The organism is Allobosea sp. Leaf344 (assembly GCF_001426225.1).
GTDB lineage: Bacteria > Pseudomonadota > Alphaproteobacteria > Rhizobiales > Beijerinckiaceae > Allobosea.
Map to the genome: position 1 here is coordinate 14,130 of NZ_LMRT01000013.1, position 16,114 is coordinate 30,243.

Annotated in this window: 12 protein-coding genes; 4 read left to right on the plus strand and 8 right to left on the minus strand. The window is 65.8% G+C overall.

Annotated features, from left to right (window positions below; translation table 11 throughout):
* Window positions 1-415 (plus strand): VWA domain-containing protein (locus ASG72_RS21030; protein WP_162246219.1); only part of this gene is annotated, 415 nt, incomplete at its 5' end.
* Window positions 416-1,782: 1,367 nt separating this feature from the next.
* A complete protein-coding gene (locus ASG72_RS08740; protein WP_056711211.1) occupies window positions 1,783-3,462 on the plus strand; it encodes a methyl-accepting chemotaxis protein in 1,680 nt (559 codons plus the stop codon).
* A 226-nt stretch (window positions 3,463-3,688) separates the two neighbouring features.
* Here ASG72_RS08740 and terL read toward each other — a convergent pair whose 3' ends face one another.
* Genes terL through ASG72_RS08755 form a run of 3 tightly spaced genes read right to left on the minus strand, consistent with a single transcriptional unit; the run spans window position 3,689 to window position 7,021 of the window.
* Complete coding sequence (gene terL, locus ASG72_RS08745; RefSeq protein ID WP_156395872.1) at window positions 3,689-5,146, minus strand: phage terminase large subunit; 1,458 nt, start codon at window positions 5,144-5,146, stop codon at window positions 3,689-3,691.
* Entirely contained in the window at window positions 5,146-5,595 is a 450-nt protein-coding gene (locus tag ASG72_RS20310; RefSeq protein WP_200939918.1) for a DUF5681 domain-containing protein, read from the minus strand. The genes terL and ASG72_RS20310 overlap by 1 nt, the downstream gene beginning before the upstream one ends.
* Window positions 5,588-7,021, minus strand: coding sequence for a DNA methyltransferase (locus tag ASG72_RS08755; RefSeq protein ID WP_082540215.1), 1,434 nt, complete (start codon window positions 7,019-7,021; stop codon window positions 5,588-5,590). Before ASG72_RS08755 ends, ASG72_RS20310 begins: the two co-directional genes overlap by 8 nt.
* A 986-nt stretch (window positions 7,022-8,007) precedes the next feature.
* On the opposite strand from ASG72_RS08755, the gene ASG72_RS08760 reads away from it, so the two are divergent.
* Window positions 8,008-8,454, plus strand: coding sequence for a response regulator (locus ASG72_RS08760; RefSeq protein ID WP_056711216.1), 447 nt, complete (start codon window positions 8,008-8,010; stop codon window positions 8,452-8,454).
* A 177-nt stretch (window positions 8,455-8,631) separates the two neighbouring features.
* Here ASG72_RS08760 and ASG72_RS08765 read toward each other — a convergent pair whose 3' ends face one another.
* From ASG72_RS08765 to ASG72_RS08785, 5 genes are all read right to left on the minus strand, one after another.
* Complete coding sequence (locus ASG72_RS08765; RefSeq protein WP_056711219.1) at window positions 8,632-10,137, minus strand: DUF1236 domain-containing protein; 1,506 nt, start codon at window positions 10,135-10,137, stop codon at window positions 8,632-8,634.
* Window positions 10,138-10,373: 236 nt separating this feature from the next.
* On the minus strand, window positions 10,374-11,480 hold the full coding sequence (ugpC, locus tag ASG72_RS08770) for a sn-glycerol-3-phosphate ABC transporter ATP-binding protein UgpC (RefSeq protein ID WP_056711221.1): 1,107 nt from the start codon (window positions 11,478-11,480) through the stop codon (window positions 10,374-10,376).
* A gap of 3 nt (window positions 11,481-11,483) precedes the next feature.
* On the minus strand, window positions 11,484-13,004 hold the full coding sequence (gene argH / locus ASG72_RS08775; RefSeq protein ID WP_056711222.1) for an argininosuccinate lyase: 1,521 nt from the start codon (window positions 13,002-13,004) through the stop codon (window positions 11,484-11,486).
* Window positions 13,005-13,006: 2 nt separating this feature from the next.
* Window positions 13,007-13,867, minus strand: a complete 861-nt coding sequence (locus tag ASG72_RS08780; protein WP_056711224.1) for a carbohydrate ABC transporter permease — start codon at window positions 13,865-13,867, stop codon at window positions 13,007-13,009.
* Between the two features lie 4 nt (window positions 13,868-13,871).
* The gene (locus ASG72_RS08785; protein WP_056711226.1) at window positions 13,872-14,765 is read right to left on the minus strand and encodes a sugar ABC transporter permease; all 894 of its coding nucleotides are present in this window, start codon (window positions 14,763-14,765) and stop codon (window positions 13,872-13,874) included.
* Window positions 14,766-14,886: 121 nt separating this feature from the next.
* Between ASG72_RS08785 and ASG72_RS08790 the strand changes: the two genes are divergently transcribed.
* Window positions 14,887-16,110: an ROK family protein gene (locus ASG72_RS08790; RefSeq protein WP_056711228.1), complete on the plus strand. Its 1,224-nt coding sequence runs from the start codon at window positions 14,887-14,889 to the stop codon at window positions 16,108-16,110.
* The last annotated feature ends 4 nt before the right edge of the window (window positions 16,111-16,114 follow it).

Below are 16,114 nucleotides of genomic sequence, written 5' to 3' on the forward strand. Positions count from 1 at the left end.
GGACCTCAACGCCAAGGTCGACCAGATGACGCCGTCGGGCAATACCAACGTCACGATCGGCGTCAGCTGGGGCTGGGCCAGCCTCAGCCAGGCGCTGCCGCTCGACGAGGCCAAGGATTACGGCACGCCGCGCCTGTCGAAATACATGATCGTCCTGACCGACGGGCTGAACACCGAAAACCGCTTCACGAAGAACGGCAACGCGATCGACGCCCGCACCGGCCTCGCCTGCAAGGAAGCCAAGAAGGCCGGGATCCAGATCTATACGGTCCGCGTCATCGATGGCGACGCCAATCTGCTGCGCGACTGCGCGACCGACCCCTCCATGTATTACGACGTCAAGAACGCCTCGCAGTTGACCCCAGTCTTCCAGAAGATCGCAGCCGAGATCAGCGCCGTCCGCCTGACGCAGTAGGTCGGGCCATTCGAGCATAGAGAGTTGGGCAGGCGCGTCCGCCGAACATGGACGAGATGTAAGCTTTCCCGGACGGCAAACGCAGCGTTGGGTCGACCAACGCTTGGCTCTCCCAGCTTCACGAGTGGGCGCCTCGAGGGCAGTCGCTGGCGGGCTGCGAAGTTGACCATCAGCCCGCCAGCAACCGGCCCGCTGGACCGGGGGTGGTTGGGAGCGGGCGAGGGATCGTATCAGCGCGTAAGGCCGGTGCAACCGGAGCAGGTTGCAATCATCGCATTTTGAAGCTGCGGTAGAACTCGGCGGTGCTCATGCTGCTGCTGGTGTTCCGGCCGCCGCAGGTTGAGCAGAGGAAGCGCAGGGCGATGTCAGGGATCGGCAGGTTGCGGGGCACACCTTCGAGACCCCCCTCCACGCAGCAGTTGCAGTCGTTGCACATCGAGTAGGTGCAGGTCCTTCGCGAGATGGCCGCCCACCGTAGCGGCGGAATTTCGGTGCCGTCAGGATGGTGCGCGGCGCTGGCTCATGCCTCAACATACGCCAGGACCATCGCTGACGGTAACCCCGTGCAAGCCGCATGGATTGGATGAAGTAAAACCGAGCCAAAGCGATTGGGCAGTACTTTAGGTTGAATCCAGCACAGTTAGGGGACGAATGGCAGCTAGCCCAAAACAATAATTGAGCTAGGTTGCCACCCGTATATAAACGGCCCCCCAACGGTATATTTATGTCGTCCAGTCGCCGATCCCAGGCACGTGCAATCGTTCAGCTTTCTGGGCGTTATATGCTGCCGGACAGGACAGAAGCTGCGTGCACTACGGTCGACATTTCTCCCACGGGCGCCCGCCTTGAGGCTAATTTCGTGCCGTTTAGAGGGCAGCGCGTCATTCTCTATTTGGACCGCGTCGGTCGATTAGAAGGCATCGCGGTCCGGGTGCAGCAAGGCAGCTTCGCCGTTCGGTTTGTTGTTCCAGAGGTTAGGCGAGCGAAGCTCGTTAGCGCGTTAACGATCATTCTCGCTGAAGCTGCGCCGCCGTCTTGGGAGCCGTCGTCGATTGTTCCGGAGCGAGCGGCAGCGAAGGCTCCACCTGGTCCAGGTGAACCATCTGTAACGCCCAAACCGCTGCAGACGGTTCAAGATCCGCAAGACCCCCTCAGAAACTATCTCGACTTTATCTAGTGGCGAACCTCGAGCTCTGTCGCCACGTTCCTATGCGTCCGCTGCCGATTTTGCATAGTTAGGGCGGCAAATCCAATAGCCGCGGACTGCCCGTATCCCGGCCCTAAAACAGGAGTTAGGCGCCCTTAATGCTTTCGGGCCATCATACCGCGAACAGCAGATTATAGGTTTACCCTCAGGAATTTTAGAGATGATCGGCCCGCGTAAGATATCGTCCCAGATCTTTGGCGCCTTTGCATTATTCGCGCTGGCTGCCACCCTGGCAGTGGGGCTCGGCGTCCAGACCCTTTCGCGCTACGCAACGATGACGAGCGAGATGGAGGCGGTGACGCGCCGCATCCTCATGGTCGAGCGCATAGATAGCCTCGTCAACGGCGCGGTGATGGAATCGCGCGGGATCTATCTGGCGAGGGACATCGCCGACGCGGAGCGCTTCGTGGCGCCGCTGCTCGCCAATCTCGCGGAGATCGAGCGCCTCGTCCGCGACTGGCGAAGCCTGCACGGCGGTTACCCCGAGTCAGCCTTCGGCGCGGTGGCTGAGCAACTCGACGCCTTCTTGAGGTTCAGAACGGAGCTGGTCAAACGGGCGCGTGCGGATGGGCCCGCGGCCGCTGACCGTTTCGGCAACAACGAAAGCAACCGCGACAACCGTAAGGCGCTTAATACGGCGCTTAGGCGTGTGGCCCTCCTCAATGAAAGCCGCGCCGAGGTGACCAATGCCGAGCGGGACCTGCTGCAACGCCACAGCCTGTGGCTGCAGCTCGGGGGTGGGTTGCTGGTGGTGGCCGGCTTCGCGGGAGCGCTCGCGCTAGTTCATCTACGCGTGGCGCGGCCCCTGCGCCATCTTGCGGCGACAATGCAGCGTCTTGCCGATGCCCAGCCCATCGCGGAGATCCCGTCAATCCTACAGCGCGACGAGATAGGCGACATGGCGCGCTCGGTGGCCGTGTTCCACCGGACTGCGACCGAGCGCGCGGAGCTCGAGGCCAAGGCCAAGGCTAGCGACGCGGCGCGGCTGCGTCGCCAGGTCAAGCGCGACGAGCTTACCGCCGAGTTCAACATCCGCATCGATCAGGTTCTCGACACGGTTCGGGTCAGTGTCGACGAGATGGAGGATACGGCCCGCAGCCTCAACGCCGTCGCCACAAGCGCTACCGCCCAGGCCAATGAAGCACGGGGAGCAGCCCTTGACGCGTTCCAAAATGTTCATTCAATCGCGGCCGCCTCGGAGCAACTGTCCGGGTCCATCACCGAGATCGCCGAACGCATCGGCCACACTAATGGCGTTATCCGATCGGCGGCCGAGGATGCGACGCGGGCGCGCATCAACGTTGGGAACCTGCTAGGTGCGTCAGAAAGCATCGCGCGGGTCGTCGACCTCATCCGCGAAATCGCGTCGCAGACCAACCTGCTGGCACTCAATGCAACGATTGAGGCTGCCCGCGCCGGCGATGCAGGGCGCGGCTTTTCGGTCGTCGCCGGCGAGGTCCAACTGCTGGCTAAGCGTACCGCCGAGGCAACCGACGAGATCGCCGAGCGCATCCTCGCCTTCGAGAGCGAGACCAGAGGTGCGGTCGCGGCGATCGAAACGATCGCGCACGTCATGAGCGAGGTGGCGCAGCATACGGTCGCCATTGCCGGCTCCACCTCCCAGCAGATGAGCGCGACCTCGGAGATCGCCAGAAGTGCTCAGGCCACGGCAAGCGGCACGGCGGGCGTGGCCCATCAGATGGAGCAGGTGACCGCGACGTCCCAAGCAGCTATGCTGTCCGCCAACCGGGCGCTGAGCACCGCTGAGAATTTGGCGCAGGAGGCCCATGAGCTGCGCAGTGCGGTCGGCACCTTCTTTGCCGACATGAAGGCAGCTTGAAGGTATTTTTTCCCTGACCCAATTCGCTTACGATCATCGCGGGCGGCTGCTTGGCCGCCGACTCACCGGGCTACCAGAAGCAGACATTCTCAAGGTCGGCTAAGGGCCAGCTACGGTCGCTCGATGGCTGACCTTATGGGGCTGCGAGAGAGCAGACATTCCTGACGTCAGCCTGGGCCATTGGCGTACCCACATCTGCAGCGCGCGTGTCATCGATCAATTGGCTTCAGAAGCGACGTTGCGGGCGGTTGACCCGCAGCGGGCGGCCAGTTTCCGGATGCCGTTCCAACAGGCGGGCGTTCGTCCGCGGCGAGGCGGACCACTCGACGAACTGCACCAGGCTGTCGACCTGATCGTCATATTTGCCCATCGGGAAAGCCATCAGCTCGCGCCGGAACTCGGAGAGCCAGTGCGCTTCAGCGGGGATGAGATACTGCCCAGTCTCCAGTCGTGCGGTCTGAGCCTCAAGCCGCGTCGCTTTGTCGAGGCGGGGCTTGAGCGCATGGTATCGCCATGAGCGGTTGTCCTCTTGGCGAAGCTGCTGCAGCAACGAGATCCCGGAGCCGGCGTGCTCGATCAGAACGATATCGGCATTCCATGTTTGCATGGCTCCTCGAACCCGCCGCTTCAGGTCGGGGAAGTCGAGCCGTTCGCGGATGACATCCAACAAATACCAACGCTTGGCGTGAAAGCCCCAGGTCGTCCCGACGGAGAAGTCGCTCGTCGGCTCGGCGGTGAGGGCAGTGTCCCAGCTTTGGACGATCCACTGGTAGTCCTGCCGCAGAAGCGTTCCCTCGTGAGTGCCGAACCACTCCCAGCGGAGGCGATTGCCGCCGGGCGGCGTCGGGGTCTGCTGGTATTGAGCTGAGAAGGCATATGCGCCCATTTCGACACGCAATTTCTCAAGGGTCTCCAGCGGCTCGCGCTCGGGACAGAGCGCGGTGCCAGGCTGTCGACGCATGACCTTGCCGAAGGCGAGCGAAATCTCCTCGCGGTCCACGGCTACGGCCGGCAAATTCAGATGTTCGAACTGGCCGGTTGCCAACAGATGGCCGGGCAGGTCGTCTTCATGCAGGCGCTGCTGGATGACGACGATTCGCCCATCAATCTTATCGTTCAGGCGTGAAAGCAACGTTTGTTCGTAATAGTCCCGCGCCCTCTGGCGCTCGACCGGCGAATTGGCGTCGGCTGCCTTCATCAAGTCATCGACAATGATCAGATCCGCGCCGAAGCCGGTGACAGCCCCACCGAGGGAAACCGCCTTGCGGCCACCCTGAGCCTGGGTGATCTGCTCATCCATCCGGTTGCCCCCGATCTCGAGGCGGGTGCCCGGAAAGAGGGCGCTGTACCAGTCCGAGGTGATCACCGCGCGGAAGTCGCGAGCGTGCTTGACTGCGAGATCGCCGCCATAGCTCGCCACCATAACCTTGAGAGCGGGATCCAGTCCGAGCATCCAGGCCGGTAGCGCCACCGCAGCACAGATCGACTTTCCATACCGGGGCGGAACCGTGATGATGAGCCGCTTCGTTTCTCCCGACGCGACCTTCTCCAAGACGTGGCACATTGCGTTGACATGCCAGGATGGGAGGAACTGCTTTCCCGGATGCAGGAGCTCGAAGGCGCGCCACACGAAGGGGAACAGGTGCCGGCGCTGGAGCGCCTTCACGACGGTCTGCTCGTTCATCACTCCCGCCCTCCATCGGTCCGGTTCTGTTTGAGGAACCAGGTCAGGATTTCGGCATGCGACGCCTGCTCCTCCGCCGCCTCGGGAACCGTGGTGGCTGTGGTTTCTTTGGCTGGTGCGTTGCCCTCGGACAGTTTGACGAGGGCAAGGTACAGCTTCGGATCGCCGGTCTCGGCGAAGCGGTTGACCAGCTTGGTGACGCCGATCTCGCCCTTGGACATCCGCCGTTCGCGCCCACCCTCGCGCACAGGAACTTTGGCCTGCAGCTTCTCCAGGGTGAGGGTGCTCAGGTTCTTCGCGCCCTTCGGCCGGCCTTTGGGATTGCCGGACTGTCCAGGCTTGAACCGGTTGGCGATGGGAGGTCGGCCACGGCCGACCTCGTAGTCCTTCGGCGCGCTGGCCGGATCCGGCGTCGGGACTTCGTCCGGGGCAGGGGGCCGCTTAGCCATGGCGCACCTCCGCGTCATTCGTAGCAGCGGCCGGCGGGACGCAGCGCTCGGCCTGCATCGCGGCGAAGCTCTGCCCGGTCTGGGCGTGGGCCGCGTCCTGCCCGGTTAAGGCCTGCCAGCGCCGGACCGCGACATCGACGTAGACGGGATCGAGCTCGATGCCATAGCCAATCCGACGGGCCTTTTCGGCGGCGATGAGGGTTGTGCCGGAACCGCAGAAGCAATCGAGGACGCTATCGCCGACCCGGGTGCAGTCCTTGATCGCATCAGCCACCAGGGCCCAGGGCTTCACCGTCGGGTGCGCCTGCAGATCGTCCATCCGCCCCTTGCGGAAGGTGTTCACGCCCGCATAGGTCCAGAGCGTCGTGCGGTAGCGGCCATACTTGCCGAGCTGGACGTTGTTGACGTGCGGGACCTCATCACCGCCGTTCTTGAAGACATGCACAAACTCTGTCTGCTGACGGTAGAAGCTGCCCATGCCGGCATTGGTCTTGGCCCAGGTACAGGTGACCTTGAAGCGCAGATCCACCCGACGGGCGGCACTCAGCAGTTCGAGGGCATGTGGCCCGTCCATGCAGACATAGTGCAGCGAACCCGGCAGCGAGTGCTGCTTGGCCAGCGCCAGATAGCTCGCCAAGAACCCGGCGAATTCATCCTCGCTCATCTCGCCCGAAGCCATGGCGAACTCGCGGTGCTGGACCTGGCCGAGACCGCAAACATGACCGGAAACCGCGACGTTGTAAGGCGGGTCGCTCCAGACGGCTCGCACCTCGTGTCCCTGAAGGAGGAGGTCATAGCTGTGGGGCTCGAGCGAGGAGGCGCACAGCAGCCGATGCGCTCCCATGATCCACAGATCGCCGAGCTGCGACACGGCTGGGCCGGGCTCGGGGAGGGTGTCCGCCTTGTCGGGGCAAGAATCGTGCTCGTCGAGGCTGTGAATGTGCAGATCGATCTCGGCGGTCTCGAACGCGGTGAGCTCCAGGATATCCGGATCGAGATCGACCGCCTCCGTGAGGGCCTTGAACTCGAGTGCGAGGGCGGTCTTGTTCCAGCTCGACAGTTCGCCGATGCGATTGTCGGCCAGGCGGAAGGCTTGCACCTGATGGGGGCTGAGATGCCCTGCACGGATCACGGGCACGGTGCGCAGCCCCAGCTCCTTTGCAGCGGCGAGCCGGCCATGGCCGGCGATGACGATGCCCGCATGATCGACGACGATCGGTACTAGGAAGCCGACCGCGCGGATGATACCGGCCAGCTTGTTGACCTGACGGTCGTCGTGATCGCGCGGATTGCGCTCATAGGCAGCCACCGCCGTGATGGGCAGGTGCTCGATCACGCTGGCGAGCAGCGTGTTACTTTTGTCGCCAAGTGTATCATTTTGACGGCGGGCGGGACTCGATGCCGCGGCCTTTATCCTCGAAGACATGATCTGATCCTCTCAAGCAGTCCGGACACACCGGAACTGGTGACGTGAGGATCTCGATGTCGGGATCGGGAAAGAGGGCGATGTACCGGACCAGGCAAGAATCGACACTCCCCGATCTCCAGCAAGGAGATCCGGTGATGTCGTCTGCTGCTCCGCTTGTGCTGCCCCTTCGCACCGGGGAGGATATTGGGTGCTGCTGACGCTGAAGCTCAGGTCCGAAGATTGACGGACCCTACCTCACTATCGCAGCTACGAGCCGCACCGCCCAATGTCAATAGGATGAAGGCGAGTCAGGCTTCGCTGTTTGCGTCGCAAGCAACGCCCACGAAATTCGGCTCACTGTAACGTCAACCCCTGTTTCCGTGCGAAATTTCCCTGTTTTTCCTGGCAAAACAGGGATCCGAGGAGGCGGTCTTCAGCGACAAGATCTGGGTTGTTGATAGTCACAGCTGTGTTCACTGATGCGCAAATTTGCGTCGCTGTTATCCGAACAAAATTCCCTGTTTTGTTGCATAGGGAAAATCTCCATAACCCACTGCCATACGACGGCTTTTCCTCCTCGAAAGGCCGGTCAGGTTGCGAAAAATCAGAATTTTCCCTGTAAATACCCAGTTTCCAGGGAATTCGCCCTGAGACCGGTTTGCCTCTGACTGCGTCGTCAGCCAGTTTCTCCAGATGGCGAGCGATCACCACCCAGACGGGTTCGGATATCCTCCGGGCGCCGATCCCGATCGCGCCCTCCGCCGAGCCGGCCAAACCCGGCCCGGACCCGGCTCGCGCTGCGTCGACCAGTCTTTCATCGGACCTCGACAGATTCGCCGGATCCGAAGCCCACCGCAGCATGACGAGACCTTTCGCCGAGGCTGCGAGTAGTCTTCCCCGCCGAAAGCTCGCCGGCCTTTCCTCCGGCTTGATCTGCGCGACGCAAGTCTATTAGGTTTCCGTCAGGCAGGGGTGCTGTTCGATTCCAAGGGGACGGGCCTGCCATGCCGAGCGTCACGATCGTCGATGACAGCGAAATGCTCCGGGAGCTCTTCGCGGATTATTTGGAGCAGGTCGGTTTCGAAGTACTGGGTGCCTTCGGCACTGTTTCGGATGCAGTAGAGAGCATCGCCGCGCGGCGGCCGGACATCGCCCTCGTCGATTATCATCTCGGCCGGCAGCTGGGCACGGAGATCTTCTGCTGTGGGCAGAAGCAGGGGCGGCCGGCCGTGCTCTATCTCTCCGGAACCCCGCTCGCGCAGACGCTCACCTCCGCGAGCGGCGAAGCCTTCATCCAGAAGCCGGTCAGTCTGGCCGATCTGGCGCTGGCGCTGAACGCCGTCTGGCACTTGAGGATCTCCGGCACGAGCCAGGGCGTCGAGGTCCCCGCCGGGCTGAGATGGCTGAGCGGAGGCACGGCTTTCGCCCGCCGATCCTCCGCCCTCGGCTGAAGCGGGCGACGGCGCCCCGAGCCGCTCGGGGCGCGAGGCGGGACCGACGCCGTATCGCGATGACGAGCCGGTCGCCCGCCTGTCGTTGCCAATCGCCGAACGACGCGACCCGGCCAAGAAAAACGCCCGGCTGTGCGCCGGGCGTTCGATCGGGTCAGCTAAAACGCGCCGTTTCGGTCACTTGATGACATCGACGACCCGGCGGGTGTTCGGCTCGACGATCAGCACCTCGTCGCCCAGCAGGGCATAGTTCAGCCCCCTGAGCTGCGATTCGCGCTCGGCGACCTCCGTCGGCAGCGGCTGCATGATCACGTCCTGCGGCAGCACCACGCCCTTCAGGCTGTCGACCGTGTTGATGTCGCCCGGGCGGGCGGCGTTCAGGATCATCCGCGCCAGACCGTTGCGGGGGGCGGAGGCCATCGCCGGCTGGGAGGAGGTGGCGCCGCCGGCCGAGGCATTGCGCATGCCGCCATCGCTGCGGTCGACCACCTCGACGATGCGGCGGCTGCGCGGCTCGACGATGGCGATCTCGTCGCTGCTGGTCATGACGTACTTATGACCGCGCCATTGCGGGTTGCGCTCGACGATCTCGACGGGCACGTCGTAATAGGGCGCGGAGGCCGGCAGCTCGATGCCTTCCCGGAAGACGATGCTGGTCGGGCGCTCCCAGCGGCGGATGTCACGCCGCTGCTCGAACACCGTGTAGACATCGGCGCCGCCGCGGCCGCCGCTGCGGTCGATGACCTCGACGATCCGGCGCGTACGCGGATCGACGATCACGATCTCCTTCTCCGAGACCGTGAAGCGATAGTTGCGATATTGCGGGCGGATCGCGGCGATGTCGCTCGGCAGAGGCTGCAGCTGCACGCGCGAGGGCAGCTCCGCACCGACCGAGACCGAGACGCCGAAATCCGAGACGGGGCTGATCTCCTTGCGCTCGATCTGCTCGCGGACCGTCGTGGCGATGCGCTGCTCGGCCTCGTTCCCGGAGCTCGTCGCGGCCGTGTTCGTGGTCGGCTGGGTCGTGCTCGCGGGCGCTCCGGCCGTGTTGGCCGTCGGCTGCGTATCGCTCGCGGGCGCTCCGGCGGTGGTGCTGCCGGGCTGCGGCGCGCTGCGCTGCGTCGCCGTGTCGCCGGAGGGCTGGCCGGGCTGCGCGGCGGGACGCGCCGTGTCGGTGCTGCGCTGCGTCTCGGTCTTCTGCGGCTCGGCGCTCTGCAGGGACCGGCTGTCGGGCTTTGCCGGCTCGGTCTGGGCGCGATTGGCGTCGGGCGCCTTGTCGCGCTGCGCCTGGTCGCGCTGCGTTTTGTCATCGTCGCGCTTGGGCGTCTGCGCGCGCTGCGGCTCGGGGCTGCGCGCATCGGGCTGGGCAGGCCGTTCGCGCTGCGCCTGGTCGCGGTCCCGCTGCTGCGAGCGCGGCCCGTCCTGGGCGCGCTGCTCGTCGGACCCGGCGCCGCGCTGCGTGCGGGAGGAGGGCTCGGAGCGGCGTTCCTGCGCCTGGCGCTCCGCCGAACCGCGCGTCTCGGAAGACCCGCGCGTCTCGGGATTGCGGCTCTCCGCGCCGCCGGGGCGTTCGACACGCAGGCGAGGCCCGTCATCGGGCGGCGCGACGAGGACGGGCTGGGCGAGGGCTGCGCCGGAATGAGCCAGCAGCGCGATAGTGGCAACTCCAATAAAGCGGTTCATCGGTCGGCTCCTGTGGTTGGAAATTGTCCACATAACGAGCCGCCGGGGCGTACGTTCCAGCCGCGGCCAAATGGCTGCGCGAGCGTGGCGGGCCTTGTCCTGCGCGGGCGAAGAAGTGGGCGCGGGTCCGTTCGGGCGCCCCAGCCCGAGCGCGAAGCGGGGCGCAAGCGGGTCCCGCGCGAGGCGGCCCTGTCCCGGGGGAGGCGCGGCGTGCCGGACCACGCGCGCCGGTCGGCTCAGGCGTCGATGCGGCGGCCGTCCGGGCCGAAAAAATGCAGATTGGCGGTTTCGAAGGTCAGGGCGACCTCCTCGCCGGTCCGGGGCAGGTAATGGCCGCCTCCCATGCCGATCAGGTCCAGCCCATGGCTCGCGACCGTGATCTGCGTGGTCGGACCGAGCGGCTCGCTGATCACTACCGTGCCGGTCAGCCTGTGGCCGGGGGCCTCGGAGAGCGGCGCCACCTTCAGATCATCCGGGCGCAGCCCCACCGTGATCGTCCCGCGGCCGGCGAGACGGCGGGCATGCTCCTCCTCGATCCGGATGAGCAGGCCCCCGGCGTCGTTCTGTCCCTCCCGCACCAGCGCGGGGGCGCCGCCGATCTCGCTCAGCTGCATCGGGATGAGGTTCATCGTGGGCGTGCCGATGAAGCCGGCGACGAATTGCGTCGCGGGCTGATGGAAGACCTCCAGCGGCGAGCCGACCTGCTCGATCCGGCCCTCGCGCATGATCACGATCCGGTCGGCCAGGGTCATCGCCTCGACCTGGTCATGGGTGACATAGACGATGGTCGTGCCGATCGCCTGGTGCAGGCGCTTGATCTCCGTGCGCACCTGGCCTCGCAATTGCGCATCGAGATTGGACAGAGGCTCGTCGAACAGGAAGACCTGCGGATCGCGCACGATGGCGCGCCCCATCGCCACGCGCTGGCGCTGGCCCCCCGACAGCTCGTGCGGGCGGCGCTCGAGCAGCGGCGTCAGCCCGAGCATCTCGGCCGCCTTGCGGACCTTCCTGTCGATCTCGTCGGCGGGGCGTTTCGCGGCCCGCAGGCCGAAGGCCATGTTCCGGTAGACGCTCATATGCGGGTAGAGCGCGTAGTTCTGGAACACCATCGCGATGTCGCGATCCTTGGGCTCGACCGTGTTGACCACGCGCTCGCCGATGGTAAGCGTGCCGCCGGTGACGCTTTCCAGCCCCGCGATCATCCGCAGCGTGGTCGATTTCCCGCAGCCCGACGGCCCGACCAGCACGATGAACTCGCCATCGGCGACGTCGAGATCGATGCCGTGCACGACCTCGGTCTGCCCGTAGCGCTTGACCAGATTGCGAAGAGTCAGGCGTGCCATCGCTCAGGCCCCGGCTCGGATCATGGCGGATCGGAGCAGCGCCTCGGCCTCGGCCTTGGCCGCCGCATGCGCGGCCAGCCTCGTCCGCAGCCGCGCCGCAGCCTCCCTGTAGAGCGCGAGGCTCTCGGTCATGGCCTCGGCCGCCGGCCCGCCCGGCAGCTTGCGCACCGCGATGAAATGCTCGGGCGTGACGATCTCGCGGAAGCGGGTTTCCGCCAGGCGGGGCGCCCGGCCGGCCCGGGCTTCGAATATCCGCGCGAAGGTCGCGAAAGCCACGCTCTCCAGCGTGTCGCCGGTACCCTGCATGGCGCGGGCCAGATCGGCGGCGATATGGTGCGCCTCGACGAAGGGCAGGCCCTCGTCACGCACCAGCGTATCCGCCAGTTCGGTGATCGTCGCATAGGAGCGGCTGATATTGCCGCGCGCCCGCGCCTCGTCGATCGAGGCGGAGCGGATGACCGCCGCCATCAGCGTCATCACGCGCTCGGCCATCGCGAAGGCGGCATAGCCCTGGCCATGCACCTCATGCTCATTGTCGTTCATGTCGGTAAAGGGCGTGTTGTGCAGCGCCGTCATCACCGCGTCGCAACGGCCGACGCAGAGCGAGGCCATCAGCCGCATATGCTCGCAGGGCACCGGGTTGCGCTTCTGCGGCATGATCGAGCTGATCTGCACGAAACCGTCGGAGAAGCGCAGCTGCCCGACCTCGAAGGAGGTCCAGAACGCCATGTCCTGGGCGAAGCGCCCGAGATCCAGCGCCAGCACCTTCAGCGCGGCGAAGAGCCCGGCCGTATAGTCGCTGGAGGCGATGCAGCCATAGGAATTCCGCAGGATGTCGCGGAAGCCGAGCAGCGCCGCCATCCGCCGCCGGTCGAGCGGAAAGCCGGTGGTGGTGATCGCGGCGGCGCCCATCGGGCAGAGATCGACGATGGCGCGCGCCTGTTCGAGCCGCTCCGCGCTGCGCAGCAGGGCTTCGATCACCGCGCCGAGATAATGGCCGTAGGTCGAGGGCTGGGCCGGCTGGCCATGGGTATAGGCGCAGATGATCGTCGCCCTGTCGGCCTCGGCGCGGGCGATCGCCGTATCGATCAGCGCCGCGAGGCTGGCGGTGAGCCGGTCCAGCTCCTCCCGGAACCGCATCTTGAACAGAGTGTGGTCGATGTCGTTGCGCGAGCGGCCGGTATGGAGGCGCCCGGCGGTCTCGGCGCCGACCTGCTCGCGCAGCAGGCTCTCGACGAAGAAGAACATGTCCTCGTGCTCGCCGGTATAGGCACTGGCGCCGCGCGCGGCGAGCGTCCGCTCCGTCTCGTCCAGAGCCTGCAGCAGCGCGCCGATCTCGGCCCGGGTCAGCAGCTTCTGCTCGGCCAGCATCACGCCATGGGCGCGGTGCAGCTGCAGGAGATGGCCGAGATGATGCGCCTGCGCATGCGCGAAGCCCGGCCCGAGCACGGTTTCGGCGAATTCCGGGGCGGGGAAGCGGTCGTCGCTGCCTGCCACGGCTGCGGATGGGGCGATGGTGGCCATGCTCAACCCTTGAGACCCGCGAGCACGACGCCGCGGATGATGTAGCGTTGGAAGATGATGAAGACGATCAGGGTCGGCAGCGTCGCGATGGTTGCGCCCGCCATCACCAGCTCCCAGGCGGTCAGGTTCTCGCTCGAGAAGGAGGAGAGCCCGACCGGCAGCGTGTAGAGATCGCGGCTGCTGGTGACGATGAGCGGCCAGAGGAAGGCCGTCCAATTGCCGAGGAAGGTGAATATGGCCAGCGCCGAGAGCGCCGGGGTGACCAGGGGCAGGGCGATCTTCCAGAAGATCGCGAATTCGCCCAGCCCGTCGATGCGCGCCGCATGGATGTAGTCGTCCGGGACGCCCATGAAGAACTGGCGCATCAGGAACACGCCGAACCCGGTCATCAGCCCGGGAAACATGATGCCCCAATAGCCGTTCAGCCAGCCGAAATTCTTGGCCATGACGTACCAGGGCACGACGAGCATCTCGGTCGGGATCATCAGCGTCGTCAGGATCGCGATGAAGACCAGGTTGCGGCCGCGGAACTCGAATTTCGCCAGGGTGTAGCCGATCAGCGAATCGAAGAAGAGCACGGAGAGCGTGACCAGCGTGCTGGTCACCAGCGAATTCAGGAACCACAGGCCGAAGGGGCTGTTCGCCAGGATATAGCGGTAATTCTCCAGCGTCGGCTCGATCGGGATGATGTTGATGTCATAGACCTCGTGCGGCGGCTTCAGCGAGGTCGCGACCATATAGGCCAGCGGCGTCATCATCACGATCGCGCCCAGGACCAGCAGGGCCCAGGCGACGACGCGGCCAGGCGAGGCGGCGAGGCGCTGCCGCCAGGGTCGATCGGCATCGAGCGGGATCTGGCTCATCGCGTCACCGGGTCCGCATCAGCCGCAGCTGGATAAGGCTGACGGCGAGCAGGATGAGAAAGAAGACGATGGTCTGCGCCGCCGCATAGCCCATCTGGTAGGAGCGGAAGGCGCTCTCATAGATGTAGAGCACGAGGGGCTTGCTGCTGTTGAGCGGGCCGCCGGCGCCGTTATCGGTCATGTTGTAGACGGTGTCGAAGATCCGCAGGAAGCCGATCGAGGAGATCACGACCAGAAAGACGATGGTCGGGCGCAGCAGCGGGATGGTGATCTCGCGCAGCACCATCCAGCGGCCCGCGCCGTCGATCCGCGCCGCCTCGTAATAGCTCGAGGGGATGGCGCGCAGGCCCGCCATGAACAGCACGATCTGGAAGCCGAGCCCGGCCCAGATCGCCGGCGCCAGCACGGCGGGCAGGGCCTGCGCCGTCGAGCGCAGGAAGGGCTGGGTCTCGAAGCCGCCGGCATTGAGGAGATTGTTGATCAGCCCGACCGGGGGCGGCTGGTAGAACCAGCGCCAGACCCAGGCCATGGCGACGGCCGAGGTCAGATGCGGGATGAAATAGCAGGCCCGGATCAGCCCATGCCCGAAGCGGACCTGATCGAGGTAATAGGCCACCAGGAAGGCGAGCAGCAGGCTCAGCGGCGTGCCGATGGCGAGGTAGAGGAAGGTGTTGCGGAAGGCGAGCCAGAACACCGGATCGCCCATCATCCGGCTGAAATTGGCCAGCCCGACGAATTTCGGCGGGGAGAGCAGGTTCCATTCGCTGAAGGCTATGCCGAAGGATTCGAGCGCCGGATAGAAGCGGATCAGGCAGAAGAACACCACGGGCAAGGCCAGGAAGATCCAGGCCTGCACGGCAAGCTTCCGCTCGATCGTCATGCGTCCGCCCCCTCTCATCGCGCTCGCTTCTTCCTCCGGGCGGCCACCGCTGCGATTAAGTCCGTCACGTTGATTTAAGACGGATGACGCGCCATGATGCAAGAAGGAAACCCGCTCGGGCGCCGCTGGAGAGAGATTGATGCTGCTGTCTGGTCTCGCGCCATTCGACCGCCGGGGGCATCAGCGCCGCCTGCTGGTCGATGCGCTGCGCCGGGCGGAGCGGGCGTCGCGCGCCGACTTGGCGGCTGCGACCGGGCTGTCCGCGCAGATCGTCACCGTGCTCGTCGACGAGCTGCTGGACGAGGGGCTGCTGATCGAGCTCGGGCGCCGGCAGGCGGCGCGCGGCCAGCCGCCGATCGAGCTCGGGCTCAATCCGGAGGGCGGTTTCGCGATCGGGCTGCAGATCGACCGCGGCAGCGTCACCGGGCTGGTGGCGAATATCGAAACCCGCATCCGCTCCCAGCAGCATATGCCCTGCTGCACCGACGATCCCGCCGCGGCGCTGGCCGATGTCAACGCGCTGGTCGACCGGCTGGTCGCGAGCGCCGGCATCGCGCGGGCCCGGATCTGGGGCGTCGGCATCGTCCTGCCCGGGCCCTTCGGCGTCGAGGCCGATCAGGCCGACCCGCTGACCATGCCGAGCTGGACGCGGCATAATTTCGTGCCCGATTACAGCGCCGCGCTCGGCTGCCCCGTCATCGTCGGCAATGACGCGACCGCGGCCGCGATCGGCGAGCATCTCGACGGTGCGGCCCGCGACCTGCGCAATTTCGTCTATCTCTATATCGGGGAGGGCATCGGCGGCGGCATCTTCATCGACGACCACCCGCTGACCGGCGCCTATGGCAATGCCGGCGAGATCGGCCGGATGCTGGTCGTCGATCCCGAGGGCGGCGGAGCCTCGGCGCTGGAGTCGATCGCCTCGATCAGCGCGCTGCGCCAGATGCTGGTCTCGGCAGGCTACGCCGAGGCGCTGACGGCCGAAGCCGACGAGTTGCTGGAGCTCGATCCCGCGACGCGCGACCAATGGTATGGGCGGGCGGCCGCCGCTTTGCGCTTCGCCGTGCTGAACCTCGAAAACCTGTTCGATCCGGAGGCGATCGTCCTGGGCGGGCCTTTGCCGACGCGCGCGCTGCTGCAGCTGGCGGAGAGGCTCGAGCCGCTGCCGGCCTCGGTGAGCCTACGCCCGAACCGGACGCAGCCGCGCCTGACGATCGCGCGCAGCGGCCGCTCGGCCTCGGCGCTCGGCGGCGCGACCCTGCCTCTGTTCCGCGCACTCAGCCCGCAGCCGCGGGCGGCGCGGATCGCCCGGCTACGCCCTGTCCTGCTGCCGGCGAAGCGCAATCGGGAGCTGCGGCAGTGAAACC

Bases quoted from the DNA above. Each gene is read 5' to 3' on its own strand.
- ASG72_RS08740 (WP_056711211.1), top strand. From the start codon at position 1,783: ATGATCGGCCCGCGTAAGATATCGTCCCAGATCTTTGGCGCCTTTGCA.
- terL (WP_156395872.1), bottom strand. From the start codon at position 5,146: ATGAACGAGCAGACCGTCGTGAAGGCGCTCCAGCGCCGGCACCTGTTC.
- ASG72_RS20310 (WP_200939918.1), bottom strand. From the start codon at position 5,595: ATGGCTAAGCGGCCCCCTGCCCCGGACGAAGTCCCGACGCCGGATCCG.
- ASG72_RS08755 (WP_082540215.1), bottom strand. From the start codon at position 7,021: ATGTCTTCGAGGATAAAGGCCGCGGCATCGAGTCCCGCCCGCCGTCAA.
- ASG72_RS08760 (WP_056711216.1), top strand. From the start codon at position 8,008: ATGCCGAGCGTCACGATCGTCGATGACAGCGAAATGCTCCGGGAGCTC.
- ASG72_RS08765 (WP_056711219.1), bottom strand. From the start codon at position 10,137: ATGAACCGCTTTATTGGAGTTGCCACTATCGCGCTGCTGGCTCATTCC.
- ugpC (WP_056711221.1), bottom strand. From the start codon at position 11,480: ATGGCACGCCTGACTCTTCGCAATCTGGTCAAGCGCTACGGGCAGACC.
- argH (WP_056711222.1), bottom strand. From the start codon at position 13,004: ATGGCCACCATCGCCCCATCCGCAGCCGTGGCAGGCAGCGACGACCGC.
- ASG72_RS08780 (WP_056711224.1), bottom strand. From the start codon at position 13,867: ATGAGCCAGATCCCGCTCGATGCCGATCGACCCTGGCGGCAGCGCCTC.
- ASG72_RS08785 (WP_056711226.1), bottom strand. From the start codon at position 14,765: ATGAGAGGGGGCGGACGCATGACGATCGAGCGGAAGCTTGCCGTGCAG.
- ASG72_RS08790 (WP_056711228.1), top strand. From the start codon at position 14,887: ATGCTGCTGTCTGGTCTCGCGCCATTCGACCGCCGGGGGCATCAGCGC.